The organism is Brucella ciceri (assembly GCF_041930145.1).
Classification (GTDB): domain Bacteria; phylum Pseudomonadota; class Alphaproteobacteria; order Rhizobiales; family Rhizobiaceae; genus Brucella; species Brucella intermedia.
The window spans coordinates 408785-422369 of sequence record NZ_JBHEEV010000001.1; the positions used below are offsets into that span (position 1 = coordinate 408785).

Genomic DNA, 13585 nt, shown 5'->3' on the forward strand with positions numbered 1-13585 from the left:
TTGTTCGACATCGGGCTGATTACAGCCATATCTTGTTTCTATATTGACGAAATCCAAGGGCTTCAAGGCAAGTCCTCCCACATTTCTCCAAATTCCAAGAGCTTGGCATGGTTGCGACTGGCGGAAACCTCTACCTACAGTGCCTGATGATTCTGGGCGGCGCGATTATCGCGGCACCGCTGTTCAAGCGATTAGGGCTTGGCACGGTCCTCGGCTATCTTGCGGCAGGCATTACGATAGGCCCCGTGGCAAGCCTTGTCGCCGATGGAGAGGAATTTCTGCATTTCTCCGAACTCGGCGTCGTGTTCCTGCTCTTTATCATCGGTCTCGAGCTGAAGCCGTCAAGGCTTTGGGCTCTCCGCCATTCGATTTTCGGCCTTGGAAGCGCGCAGGTACTGCTTTGCGGAGCCGCACTTACTGCCCTTGGCATCTACTTTGCCGGTCTCAGCACAGAAGCAGGAATCATCATCGGTTTCGGCCTCGCGCTCTCTTCCACGGCATTTGCCATGCAGGTGCTGGAGGACCGGGCTGAAACCAACCAGAAACACGGGCAGCGCGCCTTTGCGATTCTGCTGTTTCAGGACCTGGCGATCGTACCAATTCTTGCAATCATTCCAGCGTTATCCCCGAACGAGCCTTCCCAGGCCAGTGCTGGTTTTCATCTCGCCACTGCCATCGCAGCCATTGCAGCGCTGGTGATTGCGGGACGCTATCTCATCAATCCCATGTTCCGCATCATCGCCAATACCGGCGCTCGTGAAGTCATGATCGCCGCCGCGCTCTTTGTGGTGCTTGGGTCGGCCAGTCTGCTTCAGGCTGCTGGCCTTTCGATGGCCATGGGCGCATTCATTGCAGGGGTCTTGCTGGCGGAATCATCCTACCGGCACGAACTTGAAGCCGACATCGAACCATTTCGCGGAATTTTCCTTGGCTTGTTCTTTGTCGCAGTCGGCCTGTCCCTGAACCTTTCGGTAATCCTTCAATACTGGAAAATAATCCTTCTTGCTGTTCCCGTCTTCATGGCAGCCAAGATTGGGATCATTTACCTTCTATGCCGCGCCTTCCGGTCCAGCCATAATGATGCCGTGCGGATCGCTTTTCTTCTTCCGCAAGGCGGCGAGTTTGCGTTCGTACTTTTCTCTGCGGCCACTGCGGGAGGCATAATCTCCAGCGCTCTCGGTTCAGAGCTTGTGGCCGCGGTTACCGTTTCCATGGCACTCACCCCGCTTTCTGTCGCACTCGGCTCGAAACTGCTCATCAAGGACAAGACGGTCGATGTCATCGAGGAGAATTTTGACGGCGCCGGTTCCGACGTGCTGATGATCGGTTTCTCGCGTTATGGCCAGATCGCCGCTCAAATCCTGCTTGCTGGCGGTATCGACGTAACGGTGATCGACAGTTCTCCCAATCGCGTCCGCGCAGCCGGAAAATTCGGTTTCCGTATCTATTTCGGCGATGGCACCCGCAAAGACGTGCTGGAAGCATCAGGAATCCGAAAGGCGAAGATCGTCGCCGTCTGTACCCACAAACGGGAAACGACCAACCACATCGTCAATCTCATCCAGTCGGAATATCCAGACGTAAGGCTGTTCGTTCGTTCATATGATCGCGAACATACATTGCAATTAAGGGCCCAGGGCGTGGAATACGAACTGCGCGAAACGTTCGAGTCCGGTCTGCTTTTCGGTCAGCGCACGCTCGAAGGGCTCGGCATGGCCGAAGCGCAAGCCTATGGAATTCGCGAAGACGTGCGTCAGCGGGACGAGGACCGGCTCCACGTACAGGCTTCGGAAGGCATCATGGCTGGTCGACATTTGTTGTTCAATAAGCCTGTAACGCCTGAGCCGCTGGTCAAACCCACTCGCGAAGGCCAGCGTATCGACAAGGCGGTGGAAGATGCAACGGCCTCGTCAGCACAGGCCGTCCCGGCAGAATAGCTCTGCGCTACGGCGGCGATAGACTCAATTCGCCAGAGTTGAGCCTATCGGCGCCGCTTTCCCCTCGATCGTCAGTTCTATGGCGCGCTTCAGTTCGTCGCGAACACTGGCACTTTGCGACAGGATCTGTTCGAACTTCAGGAAATCCAGAAGCCCGATCCGTTCGACATTGGGACGGATAAAAATGTGCGGCGGACGGATGCGAAACTTGTTCTCGATGATGGAGCACATAGTCAATTGGTTGGCGCCGATCACTGCTTCGAACGTAGTGGGCATATAATCGTCCGGGCCAACAGGCGTGCCGACAACGTCGATACCGATAACGATATCGGCCTTGTCGAATAACAAATCAAAAGGCACGGGATTGAACAAGCCGCCATCGACCAGAATTCGACCTTCCCGGCGCACGGGTGCGAAAACCGGCGGTATTGCACAAGATGCCGCTATCGCTGAATGCAGATCGCCATCGCGGATATGAATCTCCTGAGCGGCGTGAAAATCCGCCGCCGTGATGCTCATGGGAATTTTCAGCTCTTCCACATTGGCGGGCAGGCTCTCAGGCAGAAAAACGTCCAGCACCTTTTCGATATTGAACTGGCTGACACGCAGGCCGCCCTTGAGCAATTCGACCCAACGGGCCGGACGGGTTTGCCACATGCGCTTTGCGACTTCCGAACGGCGATTGAAAATCGCCGCCATATATTTGTGTATCTCGTGGCCGGTCATGCCACTCGCCATTCCTGCCCCGACGATCGAGCCTATCGAAGAACCCGCAATGGCGACCGGCTTGATGCCCAGTTCATCGAGCACTTCGACGATATGGAGATGAGCAATACCCCGCGCCCCGCCGCCGCCGAAAGCGACGGCAATTCGGGGCGATGACGGCACTGCCTTTTCCAATCTGCCACCTGTTAGCTTTGGGCCGGACCGAAGATCAGAATAGCTGGTTCTGCTTCAAGAAGTTTCCTGGCGATGGCTTTGACCTGATCCAGCGTCACTGCCTCAATCAACTCTGAGCGCCGGTCGATATAATCACGCGGGAGCCCTGCTTCCTGCAAGCTTACCAGAGTTTCAGCAATTGCCGCGGACGAGTCCAGATTATTAACGGCATAGGACCCCTTGAGGAAGCTCTTCGCAGCAGCAAGTTCTTCTTCGGTCGGTCCATCGGCGGCCATCGCGGCAACTTGCTCGCGAATGATTTTCAGAGATTCCTGCGCCTTGTCGGGACGGGTTGCCGTCGAAATCATCAATGCCGAAACATGGTCGCGCAGAACCATGGACGAGGAGACAGAATAGGCAAGACCACGCTTTTCACGCACCTCGGCATAGAGACGCGAAGTGAAGCCACCACCCAGAATGTGATTCATGAGGTAGGCCGCGAAAAACTCCGGATCCTTGCGCGGAATCGCAGGATATACAAAGCTGATCGAGGTCTGTGGCATATCGAAATTGAGGCTGGTCGTTGTACCGAGCGCCAGTTTGGCATCAGGAACGGGAACCAGTTCAGCCATCGCTGGCAGTTCGCCGAACACCTTGTCCAGCAACGCACCCAGATCCTGCGCATTGATGGCTCCCACGACGCCTATCGTCAGGTGGTCACGCGCAAAATTCCTGCGATGAAAGTTCACCAGATCGTCACCCGTGATCAACTGCAACGACTTCACCGTGCCGTCATTGGGCCGCGCATAAGGATGATTGCCGTAGAGAACTTCGGAAAACTTGCGCGATGCTATCGTTGAAGGATCGCGTTGCGAAGCTTCGATACTGGCAACGACCTGCTGACGAATGCGATCAACGGCGTCCTGATCGAAACGAGGCTTGTTGACGGCGAGAGCGAGTAGGCTGGTTACCGCATCGCGATTTTCGGCAAGCATCCGAATGCCGCCAGAAACCGAATCCTGCGTTGCGGAAAAGCTCATTTCCGCGCCAAGATTATCCATCCGTTCCTGAAAGGCATCCGATTTCAGATCGCCTGCGCCTTCATCGAAAAGCCCCGTCATCAGATTGGCTAAACCTTCCTTGCCGGAAGGGTCCTGCGACGTGCCGCCCTTGAACGAAAACCGCATTGAAATGAGCGGAACCGAGTCATCCTCTACCAGCCAGGCTCTAATGCCCTTTGGCGAGACGACCTCCTGAATTTCAATCGCGCGCGCGGGCAATGCGCACACGATCAAGACTGTCATTGATGCCACGAACATGCCAACCATAGAGCGGGCATAGCGAAATGCGAGAACACGTTGGAATTTCAGCATAAGAATGTTCTTCACTGGATCGCTCCTCCCGAACCATTGGCCCCGACGCCTTCAGGTGATGCATCCGGGTTTTCCCGAGCACTTTGCGGCTCTGCATTCGGTGGAAGCAGGTAGCTTGTTACCGATTGGTCCTCGACAAGGTAACGTGTCGCAACATCTTTAACCTGGTCGACGGTAACGCGCTTGATGACTTCTGGCCACTTCTGGATATCGTCGACCGTTTGTCCAACGGACAGTGACGAACCATAAATTCGCGCCATGCCTGTCTGGCTATCGCGTGCAAAAATAACCGCTTTGAGGAAACGGTTACGAGCCTGATCAAGCTCGGTCTGGCTCACACCTTCCTTGATGATCCGTGCGACTTCGGCTTCGACGGCCTTTTCCACGTCACCCAGCGTGGCCCCATTGCGTGGTGCGCCATAAACGGAGAACGTGCCGTCATCGAGCGCGTCACCGCCATAGCTCGCACCTGTATTGGCGGCGATGCCCTGCCTCACTATCAGTTCCTGATAAAGGCGTGAACGCAACGAACCGCCGAGAATTTCGCTCAGGAGATCAAGCGCGGGCGCATCCCCCGGCTTTGCATTCGGAAACCGCTTTTCATTCGCATAAGACGGCACCAGCCAGGATACACGAAATGAAGGCGTGCTCACGCGCTCATCATGCAGCGTCACTATTCGGGCGGCATGTTTCTTGGGCTCCTGTGGACGTTCGCGCGGTAGGACTTCAGCGCGTTTCGGAACGTTTGCCCAGGTTTTCAGGGTCAGTTCGCGCACGCGTTCCGGCGAAACGTCTCCGGCGATCACGAGCGTCGCGTTGTTCGGTGTGTAATATTGCTGATAAAAGTCGATAGCGTTCTTCAGGCTCAGCTTTTCCATCTCCTGCTGCCAGCCGATGACGGGCTTGCGATAAGGATGGTTATAGAAAAGAACAGCATCGGTATTTTCCATCAGCATGGAAGCGGGATTGGAATCGACCCGCATGCGACGCTCTTCCAGAATAACATCCCGTTCCGTTTTCACGGCTTCTTCGTTGAGTACCAGATTCTCCATCCGGTCCGACTCGAACTGCATCACCATTTCCAGAGCTTCAGGAGATACGCGCTGGAAATAGGCCGTATAATCGTAAGAAGTGAATGCGTTTTCCTGCCCGCCAATGGAGGCAACTTTTGCTGAAAACTCACCGGCGGGGTGATTTTTCGTTCCCTTGAACATCAGATGTTCGAGGAAATGCGCAATGCCTGAAACACCGGGCGCTTCGTCCGCCGATCCGACATGGTACCAGATCATCTGTGTAACCACGGGCGCGCGATGATCGGGAATGACGATTACTTCCAAGCCATTCGGCAAAGTGAAATGGCTGACCCCGTCCGACTGGGAAATTTCGGGAAGTGCTGTCTGCTCAGCGGCTGCCGGTGCTGCCGGCGCGGGCTGTGCTTCAGCAGTGGCGGCAGCGGGTTGGCTTTCTGCCCGCACGGCACCGCCTGCCAAAGGCAAAGCCAGTACGAAACCCAACGCGGTGGACAATAGCAAGCGCCGGAGTGAGGGGTTCTTCACCAAGCGACATCTCCAATCGGTTTCATTACTGCCCGGTTCTTCCGGACAGCATATCAATTTGATGCGGACCATATTTGTCCGCGAATTCAAGCGGCGACTTTCAGCCGGATCAGCCGAATGATCGTGCCCCCGTAGTTGCGCTCTTCCAGGATGACGAATCGTTCATCAAGCTCAAGTGCCGCCTCGCCATCTTCTTCAAGCACCAAAAGTGCGTCAGGATTAAGCCAACCGCCTTGAAGTGCTGACAAAAACGCCTTTTCTCCCATGCGCCGTCCATAAGGCGGATCGGCAAAAACGAGATTGAAGGGCTCCATCGTGCCAACGATACCCAACTGGCAGGCGTCGCGCCGCAATATCTTGGTATGTCCCTGCAGACCGAAGGCCTCGATATTCTGGCGCAGCAAACCACGGCCCTCAGCAGATTCTTCCACAAAGGTCGCATAGCGCGCACCACGCGACAAAGCCTCCAGGCCAAGCGCGCCAGTCCCTGCAAACAGGTCGAGGACGCGTGCGCCCTCCACCTTGTCGGGGAAATTATGCGCAAGAATGTTGAAGAGGCTCTCGCGCGTACGGTCGGTGGTGGGGCGAATGGCGTTGGTTGAAGGCGTTACAAGTGCACGCCCGCGCAGCTTACCGCCGACGATCCGCACCGCCGCCTCCAGTTCTGCCACCACCCGGCTTGCCGCCGCCCGGTTTTCCGCCCGGCCCGCCGCCTGACTTGCCTCCCGGCCCGCTACTACGTGGGCCTGAGCGCGTATCACGGTCGGAAGCGCTAAAACGTCCTTCCCCCCGCGGCGCGCCCGGCTTACCAGACTTGCGGCCTTCGAAACCGCCCTTGCCGCGTTCACCTACGCGGCCTTCTGCATCGCGCAATTCTGCACGCTCGCGTTTTCCGGGGCGGCGTTCCTTGCGTCCATCCTCACGCGGCTCGCGACGCTCTGGACGCCCCTCTTCCGAACGATTTCCTTCCGGGCGCGGCCGCTGTGGACGGGAATCCTTGTCGAAACGACCTTCCGGGCGCTTGTTGTAACGACGCTCACCGCCTTCTTCGCGACCCTGCTCCTCTTCGCCAGCCCGGCGTGGGCGCATCTGCAGATCGCCACTGAACTTTGCGGAACGGTGCGGAACCTGATGTTCGACGCGGGGCGGCTTTGCGGCAGCCTTTTCTCCCTTGGGGCGAGCGCCCGGAGCCATCCAGACATTGGCATTCCCGCGACGGCGAGGCTCGACCTTTTCCGTCTTGTCTTCGCGTCCGCGACGGCGTTCGGGGCGGCTGGAAATCCACTCACGCTCCCGCGGTGCCCGACGGGTCTCGCCGTCCTGCTCCGGCTGACCTTCCTCCATCTCGCGGCGAGTGCGTCCCTGAACCGCGGCATTGGAAAATTCGTTCAGGACAGGCGCATCAAAATCTGCTCCCGATTCCTCAATCAGCTTGTCACCCAACTGGTCTCGCAGGGTGCGTCCCTTGATTTCGCGGACAGCACCTTCTTCAAGATCGCCAAGCTGGAACGGACCGAATGAAACACGGATAAGTCGTCCGACCGTCAGCCCAAGGGCACCCAGAATGTTCTTCACTTCACGGTTCTTGCCTTCGCGCAACCCGATGGAGATCCAGACATTCGCGCCCTGCACGCGCTCAAGTTCGGCCTCTACGCTGCCGTAGAATACGCCATCAACCGCGATCCCGTTCTTCAGCTCATCCAACTGCTGTTGCGTCACCTTGCCGTGCGCGCGCACGCGATAGCGGCGCAGCCAGCCCGTGGATGGCAATTCGAGAACACGCGACAACCCACCATCATTGGTGAGCAGCAGGAGACCTTCGGTATTGATATCGAGACGACCAACCGAAAGTACGCGCGGCATTTCGGCAGGCAGCGCCTCGAACACGGTTGGACGCCCTTCAGGGTCACGATTGGTCGTCACAAGGCCAGCCGGCTTGTGATACAGCCAAAGGCGAGTGCGCTCTGTCTGCTTCAAAGGTTTGCCGTCAACCGTGATAATGTCCGTGCGCTTGACATTGACTGCCGGGCTTTCGAGCACCTTGCCATTCACAGCAATACGGCCGGCTGCAATCATCGTCTCCGCTTCGCGGCGGGAGGCTATGCCAGCGCGCGCCATACGCTTGGCTATACGCTCGCTCGCATCCTCCTGCGCTTCGGCATTGCGAGGTCCGAATTTACGCGGCTTGTCACGGGCACCGTCGTCGCGGCGCGGACGGCTGTCGCGGTCTTTGTCACGATCTGGCCGGCCCGGGCGATCACAGCGCCCTCCACGGCCATGGGGACGCTTGCCGTCCTTGTTGTCGTCATCTGTAGTCATCTGGTATTGGCCTTTCAGCAGCGCTGCCGTGTCATCTTACACCCTTAAGCACAGGTAAGAGACAGCCGGAAACAGGAACGCCGTATAAATCCGTTCGCAAATCGGTTTCGATTTCGAGAATTATGCAGTAACAAATCGCTCCATGGCTTGCGAGCGAAATTTCCCAAAGAACGCACGAAATGGAGCAGGCATGAGCAAGGGGGTCGAGGTCCTGAACCAGAATGATACCACTCCCATGGAGATCGCGCTCGAAGAAGCGCGAGCTGCAGGCGCACGTGGAGAAGTCCCCATCGGTGCAGTCATCGTCCATCAAGGCACGATCATCGCGCGGGCGGGCAACCGGACACGCGAACTCAATGACGTGACCGCTCACGCCGAAGTGCTGGCCATCCGCGAGGCCGGAGAGACCCTGCAATCGGAACGTCTGGTTGGTTGCGACCTTTATGTAACGCTGGAGCCGTGTGCGATGTGCGCAGCCGCCATTTCATTCGCCCGCATCCGTCGCCTCTATTATGGCGCAACTGATCCCAAAGGAGGCGGCGTCGAACATGGGCCGCGCTTTTACACGCAGCCCACCTGCCATCATGTGCCGGAGATTTATGCCGGTTTCTCCGAAGGAGATTCGCAGAAAATCCTGCGGGAATTCTTCCGCGACAGACGATAGCTTCAGTTCAGAGCCTTTCTTCCGGTCATATAGCGCAACGTATCGTCACGCAGTGCAAAATGATGGATAAAGGCCATCACAACATGCCCGACGATTACGGCGAGCAAAACCCAACCCAGCAAACCGTGCAATGCGCTCCCCGGTGCAGTCAACGCGGCGTTCTGCACGCCCGTTTGTTCGAAAATCTGGATACCGAGGAAGGAAAACCCGCGCCCGCTGCCATATGTACGCAGCAAGGCCAGTGCGGGGACTACAAACATAAGCCCGTAAATAACGATATGCCCAAGCGCTGCCAATTTGCCCACATGGCCTGACTTGTGCGGGCGGCGGCTCAGGTTCAGCAGCCCCCACGCCCCGCGCAATAACACCAGCACGAGAAGGGCAAAGCCAAGCTGATAGTGCGCCGACCAGAAGATGCTATAGATTGCTGTGTCTTTAGCCGCGACCCGCAGCAATGCAGACGCAAACTGCCAAATAAACAGGAGAGCCATCAACCAATGCAGGGCTCGACTGATAAGGCCATATCCCGAGGGCCTATCCCATATAGTGTTTGTATTGTTCATCAGATCATACCTTCCATCCCGAGTTGGCATGATGACGAACTGCACCAAAGAAATCTTTGATTGAAATCAAATATTCGTCAGATTCCAAAACATTAAAAATATTTAATCTTTTGCTTCAATTATGGGATTTATGCGCTCAACCTCGCCCAATCAAGTATATGGTATAATAAAAAATAGGTCGCAGTAAATTTCCTTCACTGCGACCTATTGTTAAGAATAATAAATTCAGGCGACATTAGTTCCAAGGCAGGTAATCGCGCCAGCCCTTGGACTTACCAGAGGCCTTCTTGCGTTCACGCTCTTTCTGCGCCTCGTCTGTTCCCAACTCGCCAACTGCAGCGGTGGAGGCAGGCTGACGATAGGTAAGTGGCGGCTCGCTCAAATAACGGCGCGTCGAGGAAGATCCCTGAACCTGCTGCTGACGCATTGCCTTATAGGCTGCGACCTTTGCCGGATCGAACGTTGGCGTGCGGGATTCATAGTCTTCGCGGCGGCTGTTACCGCGCGGCAACGCTGCCTGAATATTGGACGCGACGGGCACATCCTGAACGACCGGCGACACGAAATTCGGATCGTCACGGTTCGCGGTAATCTCGTCGCGCAGGCGCTTGCGGCGCTGCTCGGGCGATTCCGGCCAATTTGGATCGTTAGCGCTGGCAACACTCTGCTGCGGAGCAGGCAACTGGCCTTTTTCGCCCGGTGCCGGACGGACAAGATCGGGACGCGGCTTGTAGTCAATCCGCTCTTTCTTGTTCTTACCCTGTCCGAAACTTGCTAAATTCGACACATCGTCCAGGAGCTGTGCTCCCGCCGTTTTGTCGGTTCCGTAGGTTGGCGAAGAAACGCAGCCGGATAGCGAAACTCCCGCTATCGCTGTCATAAGCACCAGAACTCGTCCTTCAATCTTCATTAGCGCCACTTCTTTTACGCTTGCCGATTTTATCTTCACCAAGATTTGCTCAGGCGAGCCTTGAATGAAGAAACCGGCAACTCCAAGGCAGATCTTGAAATTATCCGAGGAATGCCTTGTACATGAGTGCAACTCATGCGGCAATCCGATGTTAACCGCTATTTCACCATGTCCGAAGCGGAGATTGCAACCCCATTTCCCCTCCCGAAGCTCCCGGCATATGAACTGCCGAGAGCAAGATCGTCAGAATTCGATCAAACTTCGAGCTTGCCCAAAGACTTGAGTTCGCGAAGTGCAACAGCATCACGCGCCGACACTTCCGGAAACTCGGGATCTGAGCCAACATCCGTCGTATACCGCCATGAGCGGGCACACTTTTCGCCCTCTGCACGTGCGGGCACGACAGCCACGCCTTTCACATCGCCAAGCGTGAATGCTCCTTCGGGCGCATCGGCGTCACTGAACGAAATGCCGCTGGTGATGCAGATTTCCGCAAAATCTAGACCTTCGAGCGAATCGGTCAGGCTCTTGTCGGAAACATAGACGACCGGAGAAGCTTCCAGCGACGAACCGATGCGCTTGTCGGCGCGTTCCAGTTCCAGTGCGCCGGTTACTACGCGGCGAACAGCACGAACCTTGCGCCACTTTTCGGCCAGCACATCATCCCGCCATTGGGCTGGCGTCGGGCGGAACTGCTCGGCATGAATCGAAACCGAAAGCGGATATCGGTCAAGCCAGGCTTCCTCCATGGTGAAAGGCAGCATTGGAGCGAGCCAGGTCGTCAGGCGATCAAAGATTTCACGCACGGTCTGCAGCGCCGCCTTGCGGCGAACACTCGACGGCGCATCGCAATAAAGGGCGTCCTTGCGGATATCAAAATAGAACGCCGAAAGCTCGACATTCATGAAATCGATCAGCGTGCGGGCAATGCGCTTGAAATCGAATGCGTCATAGCCGGAGCGGACGATCTCATCCAGTTCCGTCAGACGGTGCAGCATCAGGCGTTCGAGTTCCGGCAGTTCCGCATGAGCGACGTTTTCGCCTTCATCATGAGCAAGCGTGCCCAACATCCAGCGGATCGTGTTGCGCAGCTTGCGATAGGCGTCGATATTGGTCTGGATGATGCTCTTGCCGAGGCGCTGATCTTCCCAGTAATCGGTCGTCATAACCCACAGACGCAGAATATCCGCCCCGGATTCCTTGATGACGTCCTGCGGCGTGACCGTATTGCCGAGCGACTTCGACATCTTCTTGCCGTGCTCGTCCATGGTGAAACCATGAGTCACGACGGCGTTATATGGCGCCCGGCCGCGCGTGCCGCAGCTTTCCAGAAGCGAAGAATGGAACCAGCCACGATGCTGGTCCGAGCCTTCCAGATAGACGTCAGCCGGCCATTTCATGTCCGGACGATCTTCCAGCGTGAAAGTATGCGTCGAACCAGAATCGAACCAGACGTCCAGGATATCGCGTACCTGCGTCCAGCCTTCATTGGCGCGGCTGCCGAGGAACCGCTCGCGCGCACCTTCGGCAAACCACGCATCGGCGCCTTCTGCCTCGAACGCTTCAAGGATGCGCTTGTTGACGGCATCATCCTGAAGGATGTTGCCTTCCTCATCCACGAAAACGCAGATCGGCACGCCCCACGCCCGCTGGCGCGAAAGTACCCAGTCCGGCCGGCCTTCGATCATCGAGCGCAGACGCGTCTGACCAGACGCTGGCACAAAACGAGTGTCGTCAATGGCTTTCAGCGCGCGTGAGCGCAAGGTTGTGCCGTCACCAAGGTTCTTGTCCATATAGACGAACCACTGCGGCGTATTGCGGAAGATGACCTGCTTTTTGGAACGCCACGAATGCGGATAGGAATGCTTCAGGCGACCGCGCGCGAAGAGCTTGTCGCGGGCGATCAACTGATCCATGACGGACTTGTTGGCATCGCCCTTCTTGCCGTTGTCATCGATAACACGCGCAGGTCCACCTTCGCGGTCCGGGCCGAATCCGGGCGCGTCCTTGGTATAGAAGCCGGCATCGTCAACGGGGAACGGGATGCTTGGATCGATGCCCCGCGCTTCCAGTTCGCGGGCATTGTTCATCCAGGCTTCAAAGTCTTCGCGACCGTGGCTTGGCGCGGTATGCACAAAGCCCGTACCGGCATCGTCGGTCACATGATCACCGTCGAGCATCGGTACAACGAATTCATAACCGCCGCCAAACCCCTTGAGCGGGTGATCGAGTACGACTTTGCCCAATTCGTCAGCCGCAATACCGCGCAGGCGCTTGAACTGAAGCTTTGCCTTCGCGAAGCTTTCTTCGGCGAGCTTGTCAGCGAAGATGAGCTTCTCCCCCGGGCGCGGCCCAAAGTCGTTCTCGGCTTCCGTGACTTCATAAAGTCCATATTCGATACGCGAGGAGTAGGACACAGCGCGGTTGCCGGGAATGGTCCACGGCGTGGTCGTCCAGATCACTACTGCGCTACCGGCAAGATCGTTCTGGCCAGCGACAGGGAACTTGACCCAGATCATGTCGGACTCGACGTCGTGATATTCGACTTCGGCTTCCGCCAGCGCGGTGCGTTCCACAACCGACCACATCACCGGTTTGGAGCCGCGATAAAGCTGACCGGATGCAGCGAACTTCAGGAGTTCCCCGGCGATCCGCGATTCAGCGTGGAAATTCATCGTCGTGTATGGATTTTCAAAGTCGCCGAGAATTGCAAGGCGTTTGAATTCTTCCGTCTGAACCTTGATCCAGCCGGCAGCAAAATCCCGACATTCCCTGCGGAATTCGTTGATCGGCACTTCATCCTTGTTCTTGCCTTCGGCGCGATATTTCTCCTCGATCTTCCATTCGATAGGCAGGCCGTGGCAATCCCAGCCCGGAACGTAGTTCGAATTGTATCCGCGCATCTGGAAGGAGCGCGTGATGACATCCTTGAGGATCTTGTTCAGCGCATGGCCGATATGGATATTACCGTTGGCGTAAGGCGGGCCATCGTGAAGCACATAAAGCGGACGGTCCTTCGCCTGCTCACGCAACTTCTTATAGAGGTTCATGTTCTCCCATCGCTCGACGAAAAGCGGCTCGCGCTGCGGAAGCCCGGCGCGCATGGGAAATTCGGTCTGCGGAAGATAAAGGGTTTTGGAATAATCGATTTTGGTCGTCTCAGTCATGAGGGTATTCGCCTGTGAAGCCCTGGCCAAAGATGGCGGGCATGTGGATCAAAGAAAACAGGGGACTGTAGAGCACAGCCGGTCGCTCCCGGACCTCCGCGCCGTATATTGCCTGGCAAAACAGCCGTTCAGGCAAAGCGGGAGGCCGGGCCAATAATTCGTATGGCCGTCATGATAAGCCGAAAATCCGTCATCATGGGCACGCTTTTAACAATGA

10 protein-coding genes are annotated in these 13585 nt (G+C 56.7%); 2 read left to right on the forward strand and 8 right to left on the reverse strand.

The window, feature by feature from the left end; all coding sequences use genetic code 11:
* The first annotated feature begins 107 nt into the window (after window positions 1-107).
* Window positions 108-1937, forward strand: a complete 1830-nt coding sequence (locus tag JNC63_RS01845; RefSeq protein WP_025092075.1) for a monovalent cation:proton antiporter-2 (CPA2) family protein — start codon at window positions 108-110, stop codon at window positions 1935-1937.
* 24 nt (window positions 1938-1961) lie between these two features.
* Here the strand turns inward: JNC63_RS01845 and JNC63_RS01850 are convergent, their stop codons facing one another.
* The 5 genes from JNC63_RS01850 to JNC63_RS01870 all read right to left on the reverse strand — a co-directional run bounded on the left by JNC63_RS01850 (window position 1962) and on the right by JNC63_RS01870 (window position 8064).
* Window positions 1962-2837 (reverse strand): patatin-like phospholipase family protein, encoded by an 876-nt coding sequence (locus JNC63_RS01850; protein WP_025092076.1) that lies wholly within the window; start codon window positions 2835-2837, stop codon window positions 1962-1964.
* Window positions 2838-2848: 11 nt separating this feature from the next.
* The gene (locus JNC63_RS01855) at window positions 2849-4189 is read right to left on the reverse strand and encodes a M16 family metallopeptidase (protein WP_170873243.1); all 1341 of its coding nucleotides are present in this window, start codon (window positions 4187-4189) and stop codon (window positions 2849-2851) included.
* Between the two features lie 11 nt (window positions 4190-4200).
* Window positions 4201-5745, reverse strand: coding sequence for a M16 family metallopeptidase (locus tag JNC63_RS01860; protein WP_025092078.1), 1545 nt, complete (start codon window positions 5743-5745; stop codon window positions 4201-4203).
* 86 nt (window positions 5746-5831) lie between these two features.
* Entirely contained in the window at window positions 5832-6395 is a 564-nt protein-coding gene (rsmD, locus tag JNC63_RS01865) for a 16S rRNA (guanine(966)-N(2))-methyltransferase RsmD (RefSeq protein WP_006472515.1), read from the reverse strand.
* A complete protein-coding gene (locus JNC63_RS01870; protein ID WP_006468503.1) occupies window positions 6376-8064 on the reverse strand; it encodes a pseudouridine synthase in 1689 nt (562 codons plus the stop codon). Before JNC63_RS01870 ends, rsmD begins: the two co-directional genes overlap by 20 nt.
* A 190-nt stretch (window positions 8065-8254) precedes the next feature.
* Between JNC63_RS01870 and JNC63_RS01875 the strand changes: the two genes are divergently transcribed.
* Window positions 8255-8728: a nucleoside deaminase gene (locus JNC63_RS01875; protein WP_006472514.1), complete on the forward strand. Its 474-nt coding sequence runs from the start codon at window positions 8255-8257 to the stop codon at window positions 8726-8728.
* Between the two features lie 2 nt (window positions 8729-8730).
* On the opposite strand, the gene JNC63_RS01880 is transcribed toward JNC63_RS01875, so the two are convergent.
* The 3 genes from JNC63_RS01880 to ileS all read right to left on the reverse strand — a co-directional run bounded on the left by JNC63_RS01880 (window position 8731) and on the right by ileS (window position 13368).
* Window positions 8731-9291, reverse strand: a complete 561-nt coding sequence (locus tag JNC63_RS01880) for a cytochrome b (RefSeq protein ID WP_006472513.1) — start codon at window positions 9289-9291, stop codon at window positions 8731-8733.
* A 235-nt stretch (window positions 9292-9526) separates the two neighbouring features.
* Complete coding sequence (locus tag JNC63_RS01885; protein WP_006472512.1) at window positions 9527-10201, reverse strand: hypothetical protein; 675 nt, start codon at window positions 10199-10201, stop codon at window positions 9527-9529.
* Between the two features lie 254 nt (window positions 10202-10455).
* The gene (gene ileS / locus JNC63_RS01890; RefSeq protein WP_006472511.1) at window positions 10456-13368 is read right to left on the reverse strand and encodes an isoleucine--tRNA ligase; all 2913 of its coding nucleotides are present in this window, start codon (window positions 13366-13368) and stop codon (window positions 10456-10458) included.
* Between the last annotated feature and the right edge of the window lie 217 nt (window positions 13369-13585).

Bases quoted from the DNA above. Each gene is read 5' to 3' on its own strand.
- JNC63_RS01845 (WP_025092075.1), top strand. From the start codon at position 108: ATGGTTGCGACTGGCGGAAACCTCTACCTACAGTGCCTGATGATTCTG.
- JNC63_RS01855 (WP_170873243.1), bottom strand. From the start codon at position 4,189: ATGCTGAAATTCCAACGTGTTCTCGCATTTCGCTATGCCCGCTCTATG.
- JNC63_RS01870 (WP_006468503.1), bottom strand. From the start codon at position 8,064: ATGACTACAGATGACGACAACAAGGACGGCAAGCGTCCCCATGGCCGT.
- JNC63_RS01875 (WP_006472514.1), top strand. From the start codon at position 8,255: ATGAGCAAGGGGGTCGAGGTCCTGAACCAGAATGATACCACTCCCATG.
- JNC63_RS01880 (WP_006472513.1), bottom strand. From the start codon at position 9,291: ATGAACAATACAAACACTATATGGGATAGGCCCTCGGGATATGGCCTT.
- JNC63_RS01885 (WP_006472512.1), bottom strand. From the start codon at position 10,201: ATGAAGATTGAAGGACGAGTTCTGGTGCTTATGACAGCGATAGCGGGA.
- ileS (WP_006472511.1), bottom strand. From the start codon at position 13,368: ATGACTGAGACGACCAAAATCGATTATTCCAAAACCCTTTATCTTCCG.